Source organism: Phytobacter sp., assembly GCF_059074235.1.
The window spans coordinates 304762-328326 of the sequence record NZ_JCACPZ010000009.1 but is presented as its reverse complement, the minus strand read 5'-3'; the positions used below and the strand labels follow the sequence as shown (position 1 = coordinate 328326).

General features: G+C 53.8%; 18 protein-coding genes and 4 pseudogenes. 8 read left to right on the top strand and 14 right to left on the bottom strand.

Translation table 11 applies throughout. The annotated features are described in order from the left end of the window. Positions 1 to 506: 506 nt before the first annotated feature. The 9 genes and pseudogenes from AC5JPW_RS26070 to sad form a co-directional block, all read right to left on the bottom strand. Positions 507 to 1958 carry a tagaturonate reductase gene (locus AC5JPW_RS26070; protein ID WP_494241418.1) on the bottom strand — a complete coding sequence of 484 codons (1452 nt, stop codon included), beginning with the start codon at positions 1956 to 1958 and terminating at the stop codon, positions 507 to 509. Between the two features lie 117 nt (positions 1959 to 2075). Continuing rightward, the gene (locus AC5JPW_RS26065; protein ID WP_494241420.1) at positions 2076 to 2603 is read right to left on the bottom strand and encodes a GNAT family N-acetyltransferase; all 528 of its coding nucleotides are present in this window, start codon (positions 2601 to 2603) and stop codon (positions 2076 to 2078) included. Between the two features lie 80 nt (positions 2604 to 2683). Further along, on the bottom strand, positions 2684 to 3652 hold the full coding sequence (locus AC5JPW_RS26060; RefSeq protein WP_494244431.1) for a sensor domain-containing diguanylate cyclase: 969 nt from the start codon (positions 3650 to 3652) through the stop codon (positions 2684 to 2686). A 105-nt stretch (positions 3653 to 3757) separates the two neighbouring features. After that, positions 3758 to 4750 (bottom strand): sensor domain-containing diguanylate cyclase, encoded by a 993-nt coding sequence (locus tag AC5JPW_RS26055; RefSeq protein ID WP_494244455.1) that lies wholly within the window; start codon positions 4748 to 4750, stop codon positions 3758 to 3760. A gap of 191 nt (positions 4751 to 4941) precedes the next feature. Continuing rightward, a complete protein-coding gene (locus tag AC5JPW_RS26050; RefSeq protein WP_494244430.1) occupies positions 4942 to 6387 on the bottom strand; it encodes a GGDEF domain-containing protein in 1446 nt (481 codons plus the stop codon). A gap of 118 nt (positions 6388 to 6505) precedes the next feature. Then, positions 6506 to 6868: a DUF4186 domain-containing protein gene (locus AC5JPW_RS26045; protein ID WP_494244429.1), complete on the bottom strand. Its 363-nt coding sequence runs from the start codon at positions 6866 to 6868 to the stop codon at positions 6506 to 6508. Beyond that, positions 6868 to 7784: pseudogene (gene glsB, locus AC5JPW_RS26040) on the bottom strand (glutaminase B). Before glsB ends, AC5JPW_RS26045 begins: the two are co-directional and overlap by 1 nt. A 60-nt stretch (positions 7785 to 7844) precedes the next feature. Then, a pseudogene (locus AC5JPW_RS26035) lies at positions 7845 to 9436 on the bottom strand (methyl-accepting chemotaxis protein). Positions 9437 to 9537: 101 nt separating this feature from the next. After that, positions 9538 to 10926 carry a succinate-semialdehyde dehydrogenase gene (sad, locus tag AC5JPW_RS26030; protein ID WP_494244428.1) on the bottom strand — a complete coding sequence of 463 codons (1389 nt, stop codon included), beginning with the start codon at positions 10924 to 10926 and terminating at the stop codon, positions 9538 to 9540. A gap of 100 nt (positions 10927 to 11026) precedes the next feature. Between sad and ptrR the strand changes: the two genes are divergently transcribed. Beyond that, positions 11027 to 11905 carry a putrescine utilization regulator PtrR gene (gene ptrR, locus AC5JPW_RS26025; protein WP_494244426.1) on the top strand — a complete coding sequence of 293 codons (879 nt, stop codon included), beginning with the start codon at positions 11027 to 11029 and terminating at the stop codon, positions 11903 to 11905. On the opposite strand, the gene AC5JPW_RS26020 is transcribed toward ptrR, so the two are convergent. Beyond that, positions 11859 to 12341 (bottom strand): GNAT family N-acetyltransferase, encoded by a 483-nt coding sequence (locus AC5JPW_RS26020; RefSeq protein ID WP_494244424.1) that lies wholly within the window; start codon positions 12339 to 12341, stop codon positions 11859 to 11861. The genes ptrR and AC5JPW_RS26020 overlap by 47 nt on opposite strands. Positions 12342 to 12489: 148 nt before the next feature. Between AC5JPW_RS26020 and AC5JPW_RS26015 the strand changes: the two genes are divergently transcribed. After that, positions 12490 to 13434, top strand: a complete 945-nt coding sequence (locus AC5JPW_RS26015; protein WP_494244423.1) for an L-lactate dehydrogenase — start codon at positions 12490 to 12492, stop codon at positions 13432 to 13434. A gap of 11 nt (positions 13435 to 13445) precedes the next feature. Here the strand turns inward: AC5JPW_RS26015 and AC5JPW_RS26010 are convergent, their stop codons facing one another. From AC5JPW_RS26010 to dtnK, 3 genes and pseudogenes are all read right to left on the bottom strand, one after another. After that, positions 13446 to 14207, bottom strand: a complete 762-nt coding sequence (locus AC5JPW_RS26010) for a DeoR/GlpR family DNA-binding transcription regulator (protein WP_494244421.1) — start codon at positions 14205 to 14207, stop codon at positions 13446 to 13448. Position 14208: 1 nt separating this feature from the next. Continuing rightward, positions 14209 to 15173: pseudogene (locus AC5JPW_RS26005) on the bottom strand (D-threonate 4-phosphate dehydrogenase). A gap of 16 nt (positions 15174 to 15189) precedes the next feature. After that, positions 15190 to 16426, bottom strand: a pseudogene (dtnK, locus tag AC5JPW_RS26000) (D-threonate kinase). Positions 16427 to 16600: 174 nt separating this feature from the next. Between dtnK and AC5JPW_RS25995 the strand changes: the two are divergent. The 6 genes from AC5JPW_RS25995 (at position 16601) to AC5JPW_RS25970 (ending at position 22570) form a co-directional block, all read left to right on the top strand. Beyond that, positions 16601 to 17740: an iron-containing alcohol dehydrogenase gene (locus AC5JPW_RS25995; RefSeq protein ID WP_494244419.1), complete on the top strand. Its 1140-nt coding sequence runs from the start codon at positions 16601 to 16603 to the stop codon at positions 17738 to 17740. A gap of 20 nt (positions 17741 to 17760) precedes the next feature. Then, positions 17761 to 18645, top strand: coding sequence for a dihydrodipicolinate synthase family protein (locus tag AC5JPW_RS25990; protein WP_494244417.1), 885 nt, complete (start codon positions 17761 to 17763; stop codon positions 18643 to 18645). 199 nt (positions 18646 to 18844) lie between these two features. After that, complete coding sequence (locus AC5JPW_RS25985) at positions 18845 to 20257, top strand: sodium:solute symporter family protein (protein WP_494244416.1); 1413 nt, start codon at positions 18845 to 18847, stop codon at positions 20255 to 20257. Between the two features lies 1 nt (position 20258). Further along, positions 20259 to 21416, top strand: coding sequence for a sialidase family protein (locus AC5JPW_RS25980; protein WP_494244414.1), 1158 nt, complete (start codon positions 20259 to 20261; stop codon positions 21414 to 21416). 3 nt (positions 21417 to 21419) lie between these two features. Beyond that, the gene (locus tag AC5JPW_RS25975) at positions 21420 to 21890 is read left to right on the top strand and encodes a NanQ anomerase/TabA/YiaL family protein (protein WP_494244412.1); all 471 of its coding nucleotides are present in this window, start codon (positions 21420 to 21422) and stop codon (positions 21888 to 21890) included. Positions 21891 to 21892: 2 nt separating this feature from the next. Then, entirely contained in the window at positions 21893 to 22570 is a 678-nt protein-coding gene (locus AC5JPW_RS25970; RefSeq protein WP_494244410.1) for an SDR family NAD(P)-dependent oxidoreductase, read from the top strand. A gap of 52 nt (positions 22571 to 22622) precedes the next feature. Here the strand turns inward: AC5JPW_RS25970 and AC5JPW_RS25965 are convergent, their stop codons facing one another. Then, on the bottom strand, positions 22623 to 23417 hold the full coding sequence (locus AC5JPW_RS25965) for a PhzF family phenazine biosynthesis protein (protein WP_494244409.1): 795 nt from the start codon (positions 23415 to 23417) through the stop codon (positions 22623 to 22625). Between the last annotated feature and the right edge of the window lie 148 nt (positions 23418 to 23565).

Genomic DNA, 23565 nt, shown 5'->3' with positions numbered 1-23565 from the left:
AGGTCGTCAAAAAGGTATGGGTTGATTATGGGCTACACCAATATTCGTTCCGGGGAAGAGGTGGTGAAATTGCTCGAGCGGGTAAAAGAAGAAACACTGCAATTCAGCAATGGCTGAAAGGGGGCAAGCCCCCTTTCAGGATACTACTCAGGGTAATGCACTGACGAATGAGATATCCCATGCCGTGGCAATAAGCGAGATACCGAATACCAGGCCCATTACGAGCGGTAACGTTTTTTCCAGCTTTTCCATTGCTTGTCCCTCTCTTCGTTCGTGTTGCGCCAGCTTCAGCGACAACGGATTTGCCCTGGCCGACAAGGTCGACACCGTTACGGCAAGAAAATTATAGGAAAAAAAAGCCGTCCTTGTTAGCTATTCGTGTTTTAGGCACCGATGCCGATGTTTCTGTCATGACAGCAAACAACAGTATGTTGTAACTAATTCATAAATAAAATAAAGGGAAGCGGCCAAAGACTCGCTCCCCCTGCATTAAATCACTGTCGCTGTTAGCAGAGTGGTTTAACCGCCTCACGCATACCACGCAGCAGAATGGCATCCAGATCCAGAGAAATCTGTTCTACCAATCCAGCAACCTGCGTCAAATCTTGCTCCCAGTGATCGCTGACAGACAGAATTGAGCGGACCAATTCTGTAGTGCTGATTTGACGGTCACCGTGTTGGCTCCACAGCTGCTGATAACGCTCGATCCAGTGTGCATCGTCCTGCACCGGATAAGCTTCGCCGTTGCGTTCGGCACGGTAGAAGGCGATCAGTGCCGCCAGAGCGAAGGTCAGACGTGCAGGTAATTTACCGTTTTGCTCCTGTCCTTTCAGCAACTGCGGCAGAATACGGGTACGGAATTTAGTCATCCCGTTAAGCGCAATCGACAGCAACTGATGCTTGATGTACGGGTTACGGAAACGCCCCGTTACCGCGCTGGCAAAGGATTCCAGCTCATCGCGTGGCAGGTCGAGGACCGGAATGATCTCTTCGTAAATCGCTTTTTCCACGAAGGCACAGATTTCCGTGTCGTTCATGGCTTCGCCGACAGTATCCAGGCCCGCCGGGAACGCCACCGGTACCAACGCAGTGTGCGCGCCGTTGAGGATGGCTACTTTACGTTCTTTGTACGGCTTAATATCGTCAACAATCAGTACGTTGAGCGGATATTTGTCCAGACGCAGTTCCTGCGCGAGGGATTTCGGCCCCTGAATAACAAACAGATAGAAGTGCTCAGCGGTATCCAGGAAGCCGTCGTGGTAACCCAGTTCGGCTTCAATCTGTGCAACTTCATCACGCGGATAGCCGGTCACAATGCGGTCAACCAGTGTGGAGCAGAAGGTGTTCGCCTCGTTCAACCACTGGGTAAAGGCCGCTGGCAGTGCCCAGTCCTGTGCATAACGCAGCACCAGTTCTCGTAGCGCATCGCCGTTATAATCAATCAGTTCGCATGGGATGATGATCCAGCCTTTATCCGCTGCGCCGTTGAAATGGTTGAAGCGTTCGAACAACAAACGGGTCAGTTTCGCCGGGTAGCTGACGGCAGGTGCATCTTCAAATTTGTCACCCGCATGGTAGCTGATGCCCGCTTCGGTCGTGTTGGAGAAAACAAAACGCATATCCGGGTTGTGTGCCAGTTTCAGGAACTCATCGTATTGGCTGTAAACACTGATTTCACGGTTTACAGAACGAATGAGGCGGGAGTCGCTGACCGCTTCGCCCTGCTCATTCAGCCCACGGATAATGGTGGTGTACAGACCATCCTGAGTGCTCAGTGACGGCGGGAAAGTACTGTCGATAGGACGAACAAGCACAATGCCTGCATTCAGATCAGTGTGCTCGTTTAGTAAGTCTATCTGCCAGTCAACGAAGGCGCGTAAGAAGTTGCCTTCACCGAATTGAATTACGCGCTCAGGGTAAGAAGCACCGGGAAAATCGCGACGGTTAACAGTGTTCACAATGTGTTCCTTTTTTGATTAGTCATACAACCCAGGAAGATTGGTGTAATCACTTACCAGACTTTTGAACCATGAACCCCTGTTTTGATCAAAGTGAGCAGACAAATTTAATGTCTATCACAAAAACTTATAAAATACGCTAGTACTTGTCATTTCCCCATCCGGCATCAATGCATAACGCGGAATTTCTCCGACTTTTTGCCACCCGCATTGCGTATAGAAGGTTTCCGCACCGCTGCCGGTACTGGTATCCAGAACTAATACCGTTTTACCGTGATCCCGTGCTGCTGTTTCCAGCGCCGTCATTAAACGCCCGGCTACACCTTTACGCCGTGCACGGTCGTGCACCAACAGCTTGGCAACATCAGCGCGATGTGGCTGGTTTTCGGGTTGATCGAGGATGAGTTGCACCGTGCCGACTATCCCCAGCCCTTCGGGTTCATCGACCAGTACCAGGCGTTCGCCACGCGCCACGCTGGATGCGACTTGTTGCCAAAAAGCGCGGGATTTTTCACGACCGAAAGGGAGCATAAAGCTGACTGAGGCCCCGCCCTGCACACAGTTTTCGAGTACATCGCAGAGTTCATCAATACGGGCGGTAATGTCGTCAGCAGACAGGGTATGAAGAGAAGAGAGAGTGGCCATTTTCATTCCTTAAAAACAACCACTATGCATTTTACATTTTCACAACACAATCAATGACGTCAAAGCTTTTTGTAATGACGTTAGCGAGTGTGTTGATTGTCCGATTTCATAGCATACATCTTGGTGTCGGCATCTTTCAGCCAGGGCTTCACATCACCATCCCCGTCGTGGTCAAACTCGCTGACCCCCCAGGAAAAGGACAGTTTCCAGGGTTTTCCTGACGTGAGATTCCAGGCTTTGGTCTGCTCGGCCAGATGTTCAACGGCGATCCAGGCCCCCTTCTCATGGGTATCCGAGAAAAGCACAGCAAACTCGTCTCCCCCGTAGCGCACCAGCAGATCGGCTTCACGGAAACTAGCCCGCATAATCTCTGCCATCGCCTTCAGCGCTTCGTCACCTTCACCATGACCCCAGGTGTCATTGATTTTTTTGAAGCCATCAAGATCCAGCCACGCCAGGGCCAATGGTTCCGCACGACGCCGGGCACTGGAAATCGCGAACTTCACAAGACTATCAAACGCACGGCGATTAAAAAGTCCCGTCAGCTCATCGGTGGTTGCAGCACTCATTACTGCAAATTCATTTTCCACGATCAGCGCGAAATCCTTGAGGATCTCCAGCTCTGCGGCAGTGAAATCGCGCGGATTCCGGTCAATGAGGCAGAAAGAGCCCACAATTGCGCCGTCCGGCAGATGCAACGGATAGCCAGCGTAAAAACGCAAACTGGATTCACCAATGACCAGAGGATTGTCCGCAAAGCGTTCATCTTGCTTAGCGTCATTAATGATTAACGGTGCGGCGCTGAGAATGGCATGGCCACAGAAGGAAATATTTCGCGGCAGATGTTCATGCGAAAGTCCGTCACTGGACTTGAAATGCAATGTCTGTTCGCTCACCAACGTAACCAGGGCAACCGGAACATTAAACAGCCGTTTTGCCAGCCGGGTGAGGCGGTCAAAACGCTCACTGGTGCCAGTATCGAGCAGTCCGGAGTCACGTAAGGACGCCAGCCGTTTTTCCTCATTAGCAGGAATTGCAGGTGCTTTCATAGGGTGCTTTCTCGCTATTCATGACCTGATGTTTTCCGCGATTATAAAAACCATCCAGCGTTAACTTCGCGGTGTATAGCATAAAGCGTAGCGTATTCAGCAAGTTTAGTGGGCGTAGATCTGGTTTTTTCCGAGACGTTTTGCGCGGTACAACGCATCATCTGCTGCTTTTAACCAATGGGGGACGCTGTACATGCCGGGTGCCGCACTGGCAATACCGATGCTGAGCGTGCAGCGAAAGGTATGTTCGGGTTTAACGGTCATCAATGCTGAGGCTTCGAGTATCCGCGTCGCGACCACCATCGCCTCATCAGGTGTGGTGTTCGGCAACAGAATCACAAATTCATCACCGCCAAGCCTCGCAGGAGTATCCGTTTTACGTGAAGCTGCATGAAGGATTTTCGACACCGATACCAGCAGCGCGTCGCCCACCTCATGACCAAAGCGATCGTTGACCTCTTTGAAATTATCGATATCAATCGAGATCAGTGCCGAGTGACGCGGAGCCTGGTTAAACTGATTTAACTCATTCTGAATGCGCTGTTCCAGTAAACGTCGGTTCGCGATGTCCAGCAGCGGATCCATCATCGCAATACGTTCCAGCTCCCGGCTTTTAATGCGCAATTTCACCGCAATATTGTCGGTCAGGACGCTGAGTGCCAGCATGTAAACGGCAATGAGCGGCAAGGTAGCAAACATTGTGCGTTGAGTCACAAGCGGTTCGAAATGCATGCCCTGAGCAATCCAGGCGGCGGCGAAAACGCCCAACATCGCCAGTCCGGCTTTACGCATCAGTTCAAAGCCACCCGCTGACAGTCTGTCGGAGAGCAGTATGGTTGCAATCACGACGGATGGCAGAGGGTTCACTGCCATCATCGCGATCCAGAATCCCCCCACTCCCGCGTCAAACACGAGGTTGTAATGTTCGATGGTTAGCGGTGTCGGTGAACGGCGCGCGCGTAAAAACGCCACCGTGGGCCAGATAAAGGCATTCGCACCAAGCAGCAACATCAACCAAAGCGGTCGTTGCAATTCAAGCAATACAGAGAGGATTGGAAAGAAACACAAAAACGTTCCCAGAATACGCATCAGGTACATTCTTCTGACAAAACGTCTGCCAGTTACCCGTGAACTTTTTTTCAAATGATCCGATCCGTTCATGACGCGATTTAATTCCGAAACGTATACTGAGTTATAGTATTGACGATAAAAATTAGTAGCAAGCAATTTAATAAGTTATCGCTATCGTTTCCGCTTATATCTCGCTTTTCCGTTCACTTTTTTTGCAATTATATGTGACTGGGTAAGGTTGCGTTTTTTTCATCCGCTGAAGGCTTAACCATACTCGTACAATTACGTCCTGATTTTTTAGAACGATAAAGGTATTCGTCCGCCTGCGATAAAAGCTTATTAAAGGTTTCGGTCAGCCGTTTAGGTCGTGGGGTGCCATTACTCAGACCAATACTCACAGTTAAACGCAGGGTATTGCGCCGCCACATAAATTCATGTGCTTCAACGGAAAGGCGGATCTTCTCCGCCAACGCAAAGCCTTCATCCGGGTCCCGTGTTGCAACAACCACCGCAAACTCCTCTCCGCCCATACGCGCTAATACGCCCTGCTCGCCGATTTCCTGTTGCACCTTTTGGGCAAAAGATTTCAATACACGATCGCCACATTCATGACCGTAGTTGTCATTAATGCTTTTAAAAAAATCGATATCCAGCAGCATCACCGTCAAATGCGTATTGGCAAAACGATTACTGCCATGATTAAGGGCTTCATAGAGTCCAGAGCGTGAATAAACCTGAGTCAAAAAGTCAAAATCCGCACGCAGAGAAACCTGGCGAATCAGCCGATTAATGGTTGCCACACTGACGGAGACAATGACCGGGCAAATCGCCATCGTAGCAATACCCAGACGGGCAGAAAACATGCGCGGCATTTCCGCAGGCGACGCAACGAAAATATTAATAATGCCGTTGGCCATTAAAATGATTTCTAACCCGCCAGTCACTAACGTAACCAGACAGGTGACCGGGAGTGGGTATTGCACCGCACACCAGATAAGCGCCGGCAGAGGAAAAGCCAGGCTTCCCGCTCCACCAATGAAGACAGAGACCGCCACCGATGCCATCAGCGCCAGTACTGGCAGAAAATTTTTGCCTTTGAAGGTGGGCATTTCACGTGGCCAGCTAAAGGTTAGCATGCAGGGTAGAATCAATACGCCCGTTGAAAATTGCTCACTGAACCAGTCGCAGAAAAGCGTCCAGAAACCTAAACCACCAATGCCGACCGAAGCCACGGCGCCGAGCAGCGCACACAACATGGCGGAGATCAGACAGTAACTGAACAGATTAAGGGCATTTATGGGTTGTGGCGTCTTGCGGATCCGGCGTTTTTCTCGCAGAACCAGCGTGGCCATGCTCAGGATAAACACCATATTAGAGAGATTAATGAGTACCGATGCCATGCCCCAGGTGGTGGTGACACCGTCGTACACCAGCATCGCGATATAGCTCAGGAGATACAAATACCAACGGTTAAGAAAAGCATAGCGCGCAAAAATACCTGCCATAACAGCATTTAGCGGCCAGAATAACGACAGTTCATCCACCAGGCGCAGCATGGCACCAATGAAATAAAACAGCGTAGTTACTGTAAAAATGAGAATCGCATTGACCAGCGGTCTACCCTCCCGAAAGGGTCGGAAGGGTCCAGCAAATAAAGCACGCATTAACTATCAATCCATTTCATTGGCGGCGCGAATCAATTGGGCGTGGCAAAAATTAGCACGTAGTTTACCATGCAATGCTCTGATAACAGCCAGCTAACATACCTAAAAGCGTGATTCATTAGCGTGATGAATTCATTTGCTGCACCAGCCAGTGATAAATGACCTCCACCACATAGCGTTGCTGCGCTTCAGAGAGAGCAATACCTGCCGGAATATGGTGCCACTTCTCCAGACATCCCCGACAGCAGGTCGCCGTTGCATGTTGGGCAATAAACACTGGATGCCCCCGCATTGGTGTCTGTTTGCCGTCATTACGCGGCAGCGCTGGCGCGAGACGTTGGGCGATAAAATCGGCCGCGTGCTGCTCGATAACCGGAGCACCTTTATCAAAGCAATACTGGCGCTCTTTCACCCCCAGACGGAAACGCGAACGAAAAGGCGAACGTGCCAGACGAACAAACAGCGGTGCAAGATGCGTCATCAGTAAACCGAACGCCCCAGTTGTTGCGTCAACGCTTCGAGCAACGCAATACCCGCCAACGAATTCCCGGCTTCGTCCAGCTCTGGACTCCAGACAGCAATCACCATCTCATGGGGTACGACGGCCACAATTCCCCCACCAACACCTGATTTAGCGGGCAATCCGACGCGCCATGCAAACTCACCGGCGTTCTGGTACATACCACTGGTTGCCATCAGAGCATTCACCTGCCGGGTCTGTTGCGGCGTCAAAATAGCGGACTCACTCTGTGGAGCCTTGCCTTGATTGGCCAAAAAAAGGAACGTTCGCGCCAGCTCTGTGCAACTCATTCTCAGTGCACAGTAGTGGAAATAATTTTGCAGCACGGTGGTGACGTCGTTGTGAAAGTTGCCAAATGACTTCATGAGCCAGGCAATAGCGGCATTGCGCGCAGAATGGTCAAACTCTGAACGTGCCACCACATTATCGAAACTGATATCCGGCGTGTCCGGAGAGCTTTCTGACAATCTCCAGCATACGCTGACGCGGTGCGCTAAGCCGGCTTTGCAGCATATCGCAGACCACCAGCGCCCCGGCGTTGATAAACGGGATTACGCGGCTTACCCTGTTCGATTTCAAGTTGCAGGAGCGAATTAAAAGGCTGACCGGACGGGTCTTTCCCCACCCGCGTCCAGATCTCAGCTTCATCGTAGTGGTTCATCGCTACCGTCAGGCTGAGCACTTTCGACAGTGACTGGATGGAGAAACGCTCATCTGCATCACCCGCCTGATAGTGCTCACCGTTCACCGTGCTGATGGCGATACCCAGTTTTTTGCCACTGACCTGAGCCAGCGCAGGAATGTAATCGGCGACCTTCCCTTGCCCTAACAGCGGGCGTACCTGCTCCAGCAGCGCGTCAAGCACGCCATTACCCATCACATTCGCCACTGTTTTACCTTACTCGCCGCTTACGTCGGGCTGCGAGTATACCAAAGTTCAGGCGGGGAGACGAAAACGGGAAACCGCCTGAATAAGACGGTGGGAATCCTCATGCAGCTGCACGGAGGCCTCGCGCCGCACGCAGTCACCAGCTCCCCGGTGCGCTGCGCCACGTTATTGAGCGAGTGCAACTGGCGAGTCATATGGTGAATGCTCTCCCCCTGACTCAGGGTCGCGGAAGAAATGTCATTCAACAAACCGCTGAGATGCCCCACCAGCCCGGTCACTTTTTGCAGATTATCTTCGAGCTTGCTCACCGCCTGAGATCCGTCGTCGATCCCTTGCAGCGAGTGGTTGATCAGTGTCTGAATGGTTTGAGTCGAGTGGCTGCTCTTACGCGCAAGCAGTCCTACCTCTTTCGCAACCACCGCAAAACCGCGCCCGTGATTGCCCGCATGGGCCGCTTCGATTGCCGCGTTCAGCGCCAGGATATTGGTCTGAAAGGCCACACCGTCGATCATTTCGACAATGCCGCGCATTTCCGAAGCTCTGTCGACGATTTTACGCATCGACTGATTCACCGTTTCCATCATGCTGTCCCCGCCTGCCGCCGCCTTACGCGCTTCATCTGCACGCTGACTGGCAAGCTGCGCATAACCGGTGTTGCCTTCAACGTGCGATTCCAGGCTGGCAATGTGCGAAGTAACATCCGCCAGCTCCTGTGCCTGGCGCGTCGATTGCTGGTAGAGTTTCTGATTACCTTCGGCAAGCATGTCGATATTGCTGACCATTGAGCTTGTGGCATGACTGACCTGCATCACCAGTTGCTGCAATCCCTGCTGCATGGTGTCGATACTCAGACCAATCTGGTCGATTTCCCGGTTAAAGCGTTTCACGTCTGGCAGTTCCGCCGACAGGTCGCCCGCCGAGAGGGTATTAATGTGTGCAATCAGTCGGCGCAGAGGGGTGATCACCCAGCGCGACATTGCGAACCAGACGACAATCGCAATCACAATGAGTAGCGCAGGCACCAGCACAAACACATGCTGTAGCTGAGATAAATTCCCCATCAGCGCCTGACGGCCCTGTTCGGCCTGCTTCTCGCTGGTCTGCTGGAAACGCGCATAGTTGTCATTAAAATCCGCCTGGAACGCCTGAGCCGGAACGGCAAAGAACGCGTCGATGGATTGGGTTTTGACCAGGCCATCCGCCTGCTCTTTAATGGCTCCATAAAAGAGTTGATAGCTGTTAATCAGCCCTTCGTCTTTTGGTGGATTGAGCGCCTGCCAGTCCTGCCAGGCCTTCTGCGATGTGGCTAACGCCTGCTGTGTTTCGTCCATCAGGCTATGCCAGCTTCCGTCAGAGCCAGTCTCCTTGTCCTGCATAAAGTAAACACCTGCGCGATTGAGCAGATCGCTGGCCGCCAGCAATGACACTCGCGCTTCGTCGACTTTGACCTGCTGCATGTGAGCCTGCTGATTCAGTTGTTCGTTGTGCTTAGCGTCATTAAGAGAGGTGGAAAGCAGGATCGATGTGGCGATTTGTAATGCTGAAAACAGCCCAATAATCCAGAAGATACCTGCCAGTAAGCCAAAATTCCGTGGAGTAGTACGCCGGAAGATACGGCGAAAAATTTGATTTAAGTTCATGATATTCTTCTATAACCTTACGATTGACGTGAGTCTACGAAAGAATAATGACAGAACCATGACACGCAGATATGGCGCGCCCTGGATGGGCGCGCAGAAGGTTAGAGACGGTCTTTCCAGACCGTTTGCACATTGCAAAACTCATGCAAACCAAAGTGTGACAGTTCGCGACCAAAGCCGCTTTTCTTCACCCCACCAAATGCCACGCGGGCATCACTGGCGCAATAACCGTTGATAAACACGCCGCCACACTCCAGGCGCGCAGCAAAGTCTTGCGCCAGCGTATCGTTAGTCGTAAAGACCGTAGCAGAAAGGCCAAACTCGCTGTCATTGGCAAGCGCCAGTGCATGCTCTGCATCGCGTGCCACAGTTATCGCTGCGACCGGGCCAAACATCTCCTGGCGAAATGCCGTCATTTCCGGCGTGACGTTGGTCAGCACCGTGGCCGGGTAGTAATTCCCTGCCCCGACCGGTTTTTCGCCGCCCAGTGCGAGGGTTGCCCCTTCGTTCACCGTCGCCAGTACCTGTGCGTGTAGCTCATCGCGCAGATCAAAACGTGCCATTGGGCCAAGATAATTCTTCTCGTCCTGGGGTGCCCCCTGCTGCAAAGCGGCCGCTGCGGCGATAAATTTCTCGGTAAAGGTATCGGCAATGCCCGCTTCGACGATAAAACGTTTGGCAGCGGCACAGACCTGCCCGGTGTTCTGATAACGTCCGGTGACTGCGGCTTTCACCGCCAGTTCGATGTCTGCATCGTTAAGTACAATAAACGGATCTGAACCGCCCAGTTCCAGCACACACTTTTTCAGTGCCGCACCGGCCTGCGCACCAATCGCCGCCCCGGCCCGCACGCTACCGGTGACGGTGACCGCTGCGATGCGCGAGTCGTTTATCGCCTGACTTACCCCGTCATTGGTGGCATTCACCCAGTTAAATACGCCTTGCGGAATACCTGCTTCGGCGAAAATTTTTCCCGTTAATTCGGCACAGCCGAGCACGTTCGGCGCATGTTTTAACAGGTAGGAATTCCCGGCAAGCAAAATGGGCACCGCCCCACGCAGCACCTGCCAGAGGGGGAAGTTCCACGGCATTACCGCCAGAATCGGCCCCAATGGACGGTACTCAATGGTCGCGCGATTGTTTTCCACCAGCGTGGGCTCACTGCCGAGCATGGCCGGGCCGTGGTCGGCATACCAGTCACAAAGACTCGCTGATTTGCTCACTTCACCGCGCGCCTGGGCAATGGGTTTACCCATCTCAAGGGAGATCAGTTGCGCCATCTCTTCGCCGTGCGCACGCAGAACCGTTCCGACGTTACGCAAAAGAGCGGCACGCCCGGCAACAGGCTGCTGTCGCCACTGGCGATATGCGCTGGCTGCGAGTTCCAGTGCGGTATCCACATCCTCGCGGCTGGCCCAGGGTCTGGCGGACAGGGTTTCACCATTTGCCGGGTTAACAGAAAGTGCATGGGTTGCAGGTGATATTGACATGGTTTTCTCTCTCATTTCTGGACTACGGACATGTTCGCCGGGTTTACTCTTTCTGAAAAGTGAATAATATTAAGCAAAGCGTTCACGATGAGAGAACAAAATGGACCTGACGCAACTTGAGATGTTTAACGCCGTGGCGCAGACCGGCAGCATTACCCAGGCCGCCCAGAAGGTGCACCGTGTGCCGTCAAACCTGACGACCCGCATTCGCCAACTCGAGGCCGATCTGGGCGTCGATCTCTTTATTCGTGAAAATCAGCGCCTGCGCCTTTCCCCGGCCGGACACAGCTTCCTGCGCTACAGCCAGCAAATCCTTGCGCTGGTTGATGAAGCGCGGATGGTGGTCGCCGGAGATGAACCGCAGGGGCTTTTCTCTCTCGGCTCACTGGAGAGCACCGCAGCGGTGCGCATCCCCGCCACGCTTGCAAAATATAACCAGCGCTATCCGCGTATTCAGTTCGATATGGCGACCGGCCCGTCCGGCAAGATGATCGACGGCGTACTCGACGGGACGCTCAGTGCCGCCTTTGTCGATGGCCCTATCATGCATCCCGGTCTGGAAGGTATTCCGGTCTATCGCGAAGAGATGATGATCGTTGCGCCGCACGGTCACGAACCGATCAGTCGCGCTTCTCAGGTTAATGGTTCAAGCATTTACGCCTTCCGTGCCAACTGTTCTTATCGTCGCCATTTCGAAAGCTGGTTTCACGCCGATCAGGCCACACCCGGCAAAATTCACGAGATGGAGTCGTATCACGGTATGCTCGCCTGCGTGATTGCCGGTGCGGGTCTGGCGCTTATCCCGCGCAGCATGCTGGAAAGTATGCCCGGTCATCATCAGGTGGGGGCCTGGCCACTGGCGGAAAACTGGCGCTGGCTGACCACCTGGCTGGTCTGGCGGCGTGGAGCCAAAACCCGCCATCTTGATGCGTTTATAGAATTGCTAAACGAACATCCTCAACCAGTCCCTTCTCCATAAAAATGCTGAGCGGATCGTCTTCATATGGCGCAAATGCGCTGCGTTGCTGATAGCCGCAGCGCGTATAGAGTTTCACTGCTGCAGGTTGTTTAATGCCGGTTTCAAGTCGCAGCGTATGGCAGCCACGGGACAGCGCTGCTTTTTCCAGCGACTCTATCAACATTTCACCCAGTTTTTGCCCGCGATGGCGTTCGTCGATGTAGACCCGTTTCATTTCTCCAGCACCTTTACCGTCCAACACGACGGCACCGCACCCGATGGCCTCTCCACTGTGATGCTGGATAGCCAGCAGAATCAGTGTCGATACGGGTATCTCAGTCAGTTCGAGCAGATGATTGCTCTCCTGCGGGTAGAGCTGGCCCTGCCAGGCATCAAGAGTCGCAATCAAAGCACGAATATCGGGTTGCGATGCAGAGGCGGGTATCACGGTGTACATGGCGGTCTCCTGTTATTGTCTTGTTAAATTACGCGTAAAGGTTGTCCAGTCGGCCATACAATTAACTTATAAATACCTGCCTGGATTGCGTAATGCGTTCCCTGAGCGGTACTTTACGCTCAAACGTACTCCTGACAACGGAACTGAGATGAATACCAAAGCCCGTAAAGTGATGATCATTGGCACCGGTAACGTAGGCGCGTCTGCCGCCTATGCCCTGCTCAACCAGAATATTGCTGAAGAGTTGATCCTCGTGGACCTCAACCGTGACAGGGTTGAAGGACATGTACAGGATCTCGCGGATGCCGCCGCGTATATGCCTGGAATGATGACCATCTCCAGCCGCGATGCGACTGACTGTGCGGATGTGGACATCGCGGTAATCACGGTTTCCGGCGGCCCGCTTAAACCCGGCCAGACACGCCTGGATGAGTTACAAAACACCGCGCGGATCGTGAAGAATATCGTGCCGTCCATGATGGAAAACGGCTTTAATGGCATTTTCCTGATTGCCACAAATCCGTGCGACATCATTACCTGGCAGGTGTGGAAGCTCTCCGGCCTGCCGCGCAACCAGGTCATCGGCACTGGCGTTTGGCTGGACACTACCCGGCTGCGTCGGGCTCTGGCGCAAACTCTGGATATCGGCGCGCAGAGTATTGATGCTTTTATCCTTGGCGAGCATGGCGACACCCAGTTCCCGGTCTGGTCACACTCCTCTGTCTACGGCTCACCGATTGCCGACGTCTGGTTGCGTAAAACCGGTCTGGCGCTGGATTGTGATGCACTGGCTGAGAAGGTACGTAAACATGGCTTTGAAATTTATGCCCGCAAGGGCTGTACCGAGTACGGTATTGCAGGAACAATTGCCGAAATTTGCCGCAATATCTTTACCGGCAGCCACCGGGCGCTGGCTATCTCCTGCGTACTGGACGGGGAATATGGTGTGAATGATGTCGCCATTGGCGTACCGGCAGTATTGGCGCAAAACGGTGTGCAGCAGATAATTGAATTACAGCTCGAAGGTGACGAAGTGGCGAAATTCAACCACTCCGTGTCGGTCATTAAAGAGAACATCTCTCGTCTGCCGTAACGGCACGACGATCAGTTGGCGATGGTTAGCCGTCCCGGCAGAACCGCCAACTGTTGGCGAATATCGTCACCGAGTTGACCGTCGGTGATGATATCGGTGAGTGAGTCCAGCCTCGCGACATTAAACAGCGACCAGGCGCCGTATTTGCTGCTGTCTGCCAGCAACACCCGGCGCTGAGCGTTATCGATAAGCGCTCTTTTCAAGGCCGCTTTTTCTTCGGTTGGCGAGGTAATGCCCTTTTCCATATCCCAGCCGTTGCAACTGACAAAGGCCAAATCCGGCCAGATTCCCTGCAACAGCTTGCGTCCATGCTCACCGACACAGGACTGACTGGAGTCGTCAATTCGCCCACCAATAATTGTCACTTCGATTTGCTTGAATTCAGATAAAAACAGCGCGATGTGCAGATCGCTGGTGATGACCCGGAGCGGTAGATGAGTCAACTGACGTGCAAGCTCAATCATTGTCGTGCCCGCGTCCAGCACAATTGCATCCCCTGCTTTTACCAGAGAGGCCGCCGCCGTGGCGATGGCATGTTTCTCTGTCAGGTTACGCTGCATCTTCTCAAGCGTGGTTGGCTGAGAGGGTATAAACCGGTTAAGGGTCACGCCACCGTGGGAACGGCTGATCACCCCTTCCTGATCGAGCTTGATCAGGTCACGACGAATGGTGGCGGGTGACGCATTGGTTGCGCTCACCAGTTGATCCACCGTCACCAGATTATGGCCTTTAAGATAATCCATAATCTGCTCTAACCGGTTATAACCCTTCATATTATTCTCGCGTAATTTGCATCGCTAACTGGATGGATACCGCCATGCTCTCCGGTTTTGCTTTGCCGGTCCAGGCAATATCAAATGCGGTACCATGATCCGCAGAGGTACGGATAAACGGCAGGCCCGCAGTGATATTAACTCCATCGTAAAAGCCCAGCAATTTTAACGGAATATGGCCCTGGTCGTGGTACATCGCCACCACCATGTCATACATGCCCTCATGGCACTGCATAAACACGGTATCTGGCGGGCACGGCCCCGTCACGTTCAGCCCTTGTGCCTTCATCGCCTCAACGGCTGGCCCGACCGTCGTTATCTCTTCGTCACCGAAAAGACCGTTTTCTCCGGCGTGCGGGTTCACCCCGGCCACGGCGATACGCGGGTTATCGAAACCAACGCGTTTCAGGAAGCTGTCAGCCACGCGAATCACCGTCTTGATACGGTCCTGATTCAGAGTGTCGAGGAATTTACGCAGCGCAATATGCGTCGTGACATGAATCACTTTGAGCTTATCGGTATACAGCACCATGGCGTAATCATTGATGTTGGTCAGCTTCGCCAGCAGCTCGGTGTGACCCGGATAGTGGTGGCCTCCCAGATGCAGCGCTTCTTTGTTCAGCGGCGCGGTGGCAATCGCTTTCACTTCACCCGGCCATCGCCAGTTCAGTCGCACGGCGAACGCAACGGTACGCCAGATCGCCCGCCTGTGCCTGCACTTTGCCTGGTTCTAACGCCTGTGGATCCGCCAGTGGCTCATCCAGCACGTTAATCACACCCAGGCGCAAAATGCGCCTGGCTCACCTTATCAATAATGCGCAGTTCCGCATGCGGCGTGACGTTCAGTGCCAGTACGCGGTTAAATGTCTGCGCGCAACCTATCACTACGACCGGCGCCCCGGAAAGTTCACCTTCAACCAGCGATTTAATAATAATCTCCGGGCCAATCCCTGCCGGGTCGCCCATGGTTACGGCAATAACATTAGTCACTCGATTTCTCCTCAATAAAATTCAAAACCTTGAGCAGTGTGGTTTCGTCGCCGAAGCCCCCTGCTTTGGTCATCACTGGTCGTTGCCATTCGCAACCTGAAAAATATCCCCACGGCACGCAGCCTGCGGCGCGGCCCTGGATTCGAAACCCTTTTGCACCCAGGGTGGCGTGCTACCGCAATGGCGACATCGCCGCCAGACAGGTAGAGCGCATCGGGTTGCGTTTCAGCCAGCACATCACGGGTCAACTGACCCAGATACGCACAAATTCGCTCACCGCATTCAGCACGTGAAAGTTGCCAGCGTTCGCACAACGCCGCCACCTGATGGCGTGCCAAATCGTCCGGGCAGGTATGCACCAGACAGTGTTTGCCAGCGCTCAGTGCAGCAACAATGCCCGCCCGGTAATCCACCGGCTCAGAGGCAAACGCATTGTTGATATCAATAAAGAGGTGTTCGCAACGCGGATGCGCAGCCGCCACAGCAATCTGTTTTTGAGCGATTTCACTCATGGAGCCGACAATCGCCAGCACCGTCCCCTGTTTTGCCGGGGCAAGCTGACGCGACAGGGCATCACAAATCCCCGCAGATCCCACCAGCAATGGGCGAACAACAGCCTTCATGGCATGACCAACGATCGCATCGAGGTCAGCATCGGTTTGCGCATCCACCACTACCATGACTGGCTTATCCACCGTAGCGTTCGCCAGTATCTGTGGCAGATCGCCCGGCTGCACATTGATGCTCGGCCCGATAAAGAGTGCCCCAACGTCGGCATGGGTGATCGGCGTTTTCGGATCGCTGGCGAATTCGGTTTCCGTCAGCAGTACACCATTCACGAAGCATTTGCCGTTGCGGGTCACACGACCCGCAACCGGAAAAGCGGGCGCAATAATCACGGCAGCCGCACCTGCCACCAGCTGCATTGCAGCCACTTCGGCTCCCGGATTACCCCGTAAGGTGGAATCTATCTTCTTCACCAGCCAGTCAGGCGCATGCTGACGCAACACCTTTTCCGTCAGTACAGCGACCCGCTCCGCGGCGACATCTGCAGACAGTGCCCGACTGTCAGTGTTAAAGACCAGTGCCTCGGCGTCGCTGATATCGATTTCATCCAGTGCCACTTCCACTCGCATTCCAGCCTGCGCCAGGCTCACGCCTGCGTCGTTCGCACCAGTGAAGTCATCGGCCAGAATCACAACTCTGTGTTCTGCGGTTTGTTTATTCATCCCTACTCCGGGTCGTTTCGTTCTGGGTGTGATTATATTCAATCATGATTGATTATATGTGAGCAAGATCAACTTATTTAATTTGCGAATAAATTATAAATTTAGCCCATACAGTGACCGTGGTTGAAATTGATGATTAAGTTCAATCACCACATAGAAAGACAGGAGAACGTTGTGGTTACGATTAACAGCACCCTTATTAGCGGCGCAGGGGCGATTCCCGCCCTGGCACCGCTACTTGCAGGCAAGAAAAATCTCTTACTGGTCAGCGACACCAATGTCATCAAGCTTGCCGCCACGCAGCAGATCCTCGCGCTGCTGGCAGCCGATGGTCGCCAGGTAGAGATTATCGACAATGTGCCGCCAGAACCGAGCCAGCATGACGTGGCGAAGATTATGGCCAATGCCCCGGTAAGTACTTTTGATCTAATTGTCGGGATCGGCGGCGGTAGCGTGCTGGATGTCACCAAACTGTTGTCCGTGCTGCATCACCCGCGTTCACCGGGTCTCGATGCGCTGCTTGAAGGCGTTAAACCGGTTGAACGTATTGCCTCTTTACTCATCCCAGCTACGGCGGGCACCGGCTCAGAAGCCACACCGAATGCGATTCTGGCGATTCAAGAACAGGACACCAAAATTGGCATCATCTCCCCCGTGTTGTTACCGGATTATGTCGCTCTGTTGCCCGAACTGACGACCAGTATGCCTGCGCATATTGCCTCATCGACCGGGATTGACGCCCTGTGCCACCTGATTGAGTGCTTTACCGCCACCATCGCCAACCCGGTTAGCGATAACGTTGCCCTGACCGGACTGCGCAAACTGCTGCACAACATCGAAACCGCAGTGAATGAGCCACATAACCTGGTCGCCCGTCTCGAAATGCTGTGGGCTTCTTACTACGGCGGTGCGGCGATCACCCATGCGGGCACACATTTGGTCCACGCGCTCTCTTATCCGCTCGGCGGGAAATACCACCTGCCGCACGGTGTGGCGAACGCCATTCTGCTGGCACCGTGCATGCAAGTGGTTCGCCCATACGCGGTTGAGAAATTTGCCCAGGTCTGGGATCTGGTGCCAGGTGCGGATACCTCACTGAATGATGAAGAGAAATCCCACGCGCTGGTGCAGTTCTTTGCCGATCTCGTTAAACGCCTGAATCTGCCGGATAACCTGGAAAGCCTGGGTGTACCGCGTGCCGACATCCCGTTACTTGCCGACGCTGCGCTGAACGTCAAACGCTTAATGAACAACGCCCCTTGCACCGTGAACCACGACGATGTGCAGGCGATTTATCAGACACTGTTTAAATAATGATTCAAGGAGAGGCTGTAATGAGCAAGAAAATTGAGGGCGTGTTGACGGCGATCGTCACGCCTTTTGATGAGGAAGGTGCACTGCACCTTGAGTCGCTAAAACAACAGATCGATCGCCAGCTTAACGCCGGGAACGGTATTTTCTGCGGCGGTACCAACGGTGAGTTCTTCGTGCTGAATGAGCAGGAAAAAATCGCTGTCACCGAAACCTGCGTTAAGCAGGTGTCAGGTCGCGCTAACGTGGTTGCGCACATTGGTGAGATTTCTACGCGTGAAACCATTCGTCTGGGAAAACAGATTGAAAAACTGGGCGTCGACGCCGTCTCGGTCATCACCCCTTATTTTGTGCCGTTAAAACAAAACGAATTAATTACCCATTATACCGCCATCGCCGATGCCCTCAGCGTACCGGTATTTCTGTACAACATTCCTGCCCGCACCGGGAACACCCTTGAACCCCAAACCGTTCGCACACTTGCCTCACACCCGAACATCATCGGCATTAAGGACAGCGCAGGCAGCTATGAGAGCCTGAGCGGTTATCTGAATGCGGTGAAAGAGATTGAAAACTTTGATGTCCTTAACGGCCCGGATTCTCTGATTCACCAGGGCTTTGTTGACGGTTGCTCGGCCTGCATTTCGGGTCTGGCTAACGTTGCGCCGAAAGAGATCAACACCATCTGGGCGCGCTTTAAAGCGGGAGATATCGAGGGCTCCCGCCAGGCTCAGGAAAACGTCACTGGCCTGCGTACCGACCTGTACAGCGTCGGGTTCTCACCTGCAGCGGTGAAAAAAGCCCTGCAAATCATGGGATATGACGTCGGCGCAAGCCGTTACGCCGTCACGTTCAGCGAAGAACAACAACAGCAAATTCGCCAGATAGTGACCCAGTACCTGCACTAAGGCGCAATTTTTTAATAGTTACCCTAAATAATTCGCGTTGCAGGCAGGCGGCAAACGAGTTCATCCCGATGAGCTTACTCAGGTAAGTGATTCGGGTGAGCGAGTGTAGCCAACGCATCTGCAACATGAATGATGACGGGTATAACAATATAGGGCACCTCAGGTGCCCAGAATTCACACGCCCTGAAGAGAGGCAAAGATGAACACTTTTACTTCACAAGATACCCTAATCATCGTCGGTATAGTGATTGCCTATATCGTCTTTACCACCTGGCTTACATTCCGTTTACGCAGTAAAAACTCCGGCGATTTTATGGAAGGTTCCCGTGCCATGCCGGCCTTCCTCGTTGGGATCTTGTTGATGTCTGAATACATCGGCGCAAAATCCACCATCGGTACCGCACAGGCCGCGTTCGAAGGCGGGATTGCCGCATCATGGTCCGTTCTCGGTGCAGCCATTGGCTTCCCACTGTTCGGGTTATTGCTGGTCAAACGTATTTATAACACCGGTAAAATCACCATTTCTGGCGCGATTGCTGAGAAGTACGGCAACAGCACCAAAAATATTATCTCTATCATCATGATCTACGCCCTGCTGCTGGTAAACGTAGGTAACTACGTCAGCGGTGCCGCGGCCATTGCCACCGTGCTGAAAGTGAGTCTGCCGATTGCGGCCTTTATCACCGCAATCGTCAGTACCTTCTACTTCGCTTACGGCGGCATGAAAGGTGTCGCCTGGGTGACCCTGCTGCACAGTGCCCTGAAATACTTCGGTATCCTGATCATCATGGGCTTTGCACTGTCCAAAACCGGCGGTTTTACGCCGATGATCAAAGAGATGCCGCACTTCTACTGGACCTGGGACGGTAACTTCGGCCCGAGCACCATCTTCGCGTGGCTGATTGGCACCATTGGTTCTATTTTCTGTACCCAGTTCGTGATTCAGGCGATTTGTTCCACCAAAGATGTGAAGACCGCGAAGCGTTCCACCTGGATTGCATTCTGGTTCTGCCTGCCGATTTCTCTGGCGATTGCCATCATCGGTGTGGCGGCGAAGTACCTGCACCCGGAAATCAACAGCCTGTACGCGATGCCGGTCTTCCTGCAGGATATGAACCCATGGATTGCCGGTTTAGTGACAACGTCACTTGTTGCTTCCATCTTCGTGAGCGTGAGTACCGTTGCATTGGCTATCGCCTCGCTTGTCGTAAAAGATTTCTACGTGCCTTACCGTAATCCGACGCCGGAACAAGAGTTTAAAGCCACCCGCTGGTTATCCCTGTTCATCGGTTTCCTGCCGCTGGTGCTGGTGCTGTTCGTGCCGGAAGTGCTGAAGCTCTCTTTCTTTACCCGTGCGATTCGTCTGTCTATTACCGTTGTTGCCGTCATCGCCTTCTACGCGCCGTTCTTCAAGAGCACCCGTGGTGCAAATGCCGGCCTGATTGGCGCCTGCGTCGTGACTTCTCTCTGGTATGTGCTGGGCGACCCGTTTGGTATTAACAACATGTATATCGCGCTGATTACGCCTGCGGTGATCATGGTGCTCGACCGCCTGATCCCGAACAAAGAGCACGCAAAAGCGCCAACACCCATTCAAAATAGTGGAGTTTGATATGTCCGTTACCGTTAATCGTGATGGTGTAATTCGTCAGCAGGAAGACACACAGGTACAAAGCGCTATGCTGCCGTCACCCTGCCCGCAAAACCATGCAGCCAACATTCAGCCGCTGCCAGATGGCTCGCTGATGTGCGTCTGGTTCGGTGGCACACAGGAAGGCGTAGCGGATATTTCCGTGTGGGGCTCGCGCCTCACACCAGGCAGCGACCGCTGGAGTGATGCCGTTAAGTTGTCAGACGATGCGACCCGCTCCGAGCAGAACCCGGTGCTGTTCCTCGCACCGGATAATGTGTTGTGGTTGATGTGGACCGCACAGCTTTCCGGCAACCAGGACACCGCCATTGTGCGTTTTCGTCAGTCTCAGGACCTGGGTCAGAGCTGGGGGGAGATTGCCACCCTGCTGGATAAACCCGGCACCTTTATTCGCCAGCCGGTCACCGTACTGGAGAACGGCAACTGGCTGCTGCCGGTGTTTTATTGCCGCACCCAGCCGGGTGAAAAATGGGTCGGGAATGACGACATCAGCGCGGTGAAAATCTCCGCGGATCAGGGTAAAACCTGGCGTGATGTTGAAGTCCCGGAAAGCCTGGGATGCGTGCACATGAACATCACCGCGCTGAAAAATGGCAATCTGGTGGCCCTGTTCCGCAGCCGCTGGGCAGATAACATCTATTACAGCCAGTCGACCGATGGCGGCGAAAGCTGGTCTGTTCCTGAACCGACCACCCTGCCTAATAATAACTCGTCCATTCAGGTCACCACACTTGCAGACGGTAACCTGGCACTGGTCTTCAACTTTATGAGTGCCGCAGGTGCGCTGGAACGCCGTGCATCTCTGTACGATGAAATCGACGACGGTGACGGACGTAAAGAGCCGGAAGTTACCGGTGGCCGCAGCGCCTTCTGGGGGGCACCGCGTGCGCCCATGACCGTAGCGATTTCGCCGGATGGCGGTAAAAGCTGGCCGTGGCAGCGTCATCTTGATGAAGGTGACGGTTACTGCATGACCAACAACTCGCAGGAAAAACTCAATCGTGAGTTCTCCTACCCGAGCATCAAGCAGAGCGCCGACGGCACGCTGCACATTGCTTACACTTACTTCCGCCAGGCGATCAAATACGTTCGTGTATCACCTGCGTGGGTAAAGGAGTAACCGATGATTGTGGGTCACCTCAACGCCCTGCCGCAGGCAGGGTTACCCCGCGCGTTGCGTGACATTCTCGATCTGCCGGAGTGTTCTCTGGCAGCTTTGCAGGCACGGGACGACGGACGCTTTCAGTTACCAGGTGCTCAGTGGTTCTGCAGCGTCGGTCCGGCCAACACGCAGTATCGTGAGCAGCGCCATACCGAGTATCACCACCAGTGGGCGGACATCCAGGTATTGCTGGACGGCGAAGAGATCATCTACGCCGGGTCTCAGTTTGAGACGCAGACAACGGATGAGGAACGTAAGCCGGACCTGTTTATTACCACCACGGCGGAACTGCCGGTCAGCATGCTGTTACAGGCAGGCGACTTTGCTGTATTTCTGCCGGGCGAGCCACATCAGGCGTTGTGTGCTGCCGCTGAGCCGTTAACCGTGCGCAAAGCGGTATTCAAAGTGCCTCGCGCCCTGCTGGAGGAATAAAGATGCCACATGCGGTAGTAACCGGGGCCAGTTCAGGTATTGGCGAAGCGATTGTCAGTTGGTTGCTCGAACAAGGCTGGCGTGTGACGGGGCTAAGCCGCTCGAAGGTGGTGCGAGATACCCCCGCGTTTGAGAGCGTCTGCGTGGACTTGAGCGACAGTGCTGCTCTGGCTGAAACGCTGACCACTCTGCCAGTGCCTGACGCAGTGGTTCACGCGGCGGGAATGATGGCTGCCGCACCATTGGGTGAGATAACTGCGGATGTCAGTCAGCGGTTGTGGCAACTGCATGTGCTGGCCGCTGAGACGCTGGTCAACCATTTCGCCCCTCAGATGACACACGGCGGACGCATTGTGATTATTGGCAGCCGCACCTCTAGGGGTGCGGCCGGGCGTTCACAGTATGTGGCGACCAAGGCCGCCCTGGTAGGGATGGTACGCAGTTGGGCGGCGGAACTCGCTCCACGCGGTATTACCGCCAATGTGGTCGCACCGGGTGCGACGCAAACCCCGATGCTCAATGCGCCAGGTCGCGCAAGCTCGCCGCCAAATATGCCGCCTATCGGACGGTTGATCGAACCGCGAGAAGTGGCGGCACTGGTGGGGTTTGTGTTGTCGGCAGATGCGGCGGCAATCACTGGCCAGGAGCTGGTGATGTGTGGTGGGGCGTCGTTGAAGTAAGGTGCCGTATTGTAGAGACGGAAAAGGTGACATTGCGTCACCCTTTTTTGTCTTAATCCCGCAGATACACCTTACCAATCAAATAGGTGGTGGCCTGACCGCCAATCAGCACCCTGTCACCTCGCCATTCGCAGCGCAAATCACCACCGCGGGCAGAAACCTGGCGCGCCTGCATCACGTTCTTGCCCAGCTTATCGCCCCAGTACGGAATCAACATGCTATGCGCGGAGCCGGTCACGGGGTCTTCCGCAACCGCTTCGCCCGGGCAGAAGAAACGGCTGACAAAATCGTCATTGTCGCCAGGTGCGGTGATGCAAACCATTTTACCCAGCGGGATCATGCCTGCGATATCTGGCGTAATGGCTTCGACCTGTTGCTGATTTTCCAGTACTACCATGTAATCACGTGCCACGCGGACTTCTTTGGCGCTGTCGATACCCAAAGTCTCGAACAGCAGTGCCGGCGGTACATCCACCGTTTCGGTTCCCCATGCCGGGAAATCAAGCGTCAGCCAGTCACCTTTACGGGTCACTGACAGCGGGCCGACAAAACGGGTAGCGAACTGAATTTGGGTATCAGGGAAGTCGAGATACTCAAAAATAACGTGCGCAGCCGCCAGGGTTGCATGGCCGCACAAGTTAATTTCATGTTGGGTCGTAAACCAGCGCAGTTCATAACCGGTGTCGTTGCGAACAAAAAAAGCCGTTTCAGACTGGTTGTGCTGCTGGGCCATCTTCAGCAACTGCTCGTCAGGCAGCCACTCGGTCAGCGGGCAGACGGCTGCTGCGTTACCGCCAAAGGTGCGGTCACTAAAAGCATCTACCATGTAAAAGTCGATTGTATGCATAGCGTTTCCTCTTGTTTTCCTTTTGTTTTTCACCTGTATTTCTACCACATTCAATCGACATTTTTCATACCCAATTAAAATTGAGACATTCGTCACAAAAAGTTTGTATTTTGCGCAGAAATAGATCTAAGATCGCACTAATTTCTTC

Bases quoted from the DNA above. Each gene is read 5' to 3' on its own strand.
- AC5JPW_RS26065 (WP_494241420.1), bottom strand. From the start codon at position 2,603: ATGGCCACTCTCTCTTCTCTTCATACCCTGTCTGCTGACGACATTACC.
- AC5JPW_RS26060 (WP_494244431.1), bottom strand. From the start codon at position 3,652: ATGAAAGCACCTGCAATTCCTGCTAATGAGGAAAAACGGCTGGCGTCC.
- AC5JPW_RS26055 (WP_494244455.1), bottom strand. From the start codon at position 4,750: ATGTACCTGATGCGTATTCTGGGAACGTTTTTGTGTTTCTTTCCAATC.
- AC5JPW_RS26050 (WP_494244430.1), bottom strand. From the start codon at position 6,387: ATGCGTGCTTTATTTGCTGGACCCTTCCGACCCTTTCGGGAGGGTAGA.
- AC5JPW_RS26045 (WP_494244429.1), bottom strand. From the start codon at position 6,868: ATGACGCATCTTGCACCGCTGTTTGTTCGTCTGGCACGTTCGCCTTTT.
- sad (WP_494244428.1), bottom strand. From the start codon at position 10,926: ATGTCAATATCACCTGCAACCCATGCACTTTCTGTTAACCCGGCAAAT.
- ptrR (WP_494244426.1), top strand. From the start codon at position 11,027: ATGGACCTGACGCAACTTGAGATGTTTAACGCCGTGGCGCAGACCGGC.
- AC5JPW_RS26020 (WP_494244424.1), bottom strand. From the start codon at position 12,341: ATGTACACCGTGATACCCGCCTCTGCATCGCAACCCGATATTCGTGCT.
- AC5JPW_RS26015 (WP_494244423.1), top strand. From the start codon at position 12,490: ATGAATACCAAAGCCCGTAAAGTGATGATCATTGGCACCGGTAACGTA.
- AC5JPW_RS26010 (WP_494244421.1), bottom strand. From the start codon at position 14,207: ATGAAGGGTTATAACCGGTTAGAGCAGATTATGGATTATCTTAAAGGC.
- AC5JPW_RS25990 (WP_494244417.1), top strand. From the start codon at position 17,761: ATGAGCAAGAAAATTGAGGGCGTGTTGACGGCGATCGTCACGCCTTTT.
- AC5JPW_RS25985 (WP_494244416.1), top strand. From the start codon at position 18,845: ATGAACACTTTTACTTCACAAGATACCCTAATCATCGTCGGTATAGTG.
- AC5JPW_RS25980 (WP_494244414.1), top strand. From the start codon at position 20,259: ATGTCCGTTACCGTTAATCGTGATGGTGTAATTCGTCAGCAGGAAGAC.
- AC5JPW_RS25975 (WP_494244412.1), top strand. From the start codon at position 21,420: ATGATTGTGGGTCACCTCAACGCCCTGCCGCAGGCAGGGTTACCCCGC.
- AC5JPW_RS25970 (WP_494244410.1), top strand. From the start codon at position 21,893: ATGCCACATGCGGTAGTAACCGGGGCCAGTTCAGGTATTGGCGAAGCG.
- AC5JPW_RS25965 (WP_494244409.1), bottom strand. From the start codon at position 23,417: ATGCATACAATCGACTTTTACATGGTAGATGCTTTTAGTGACCGCACC.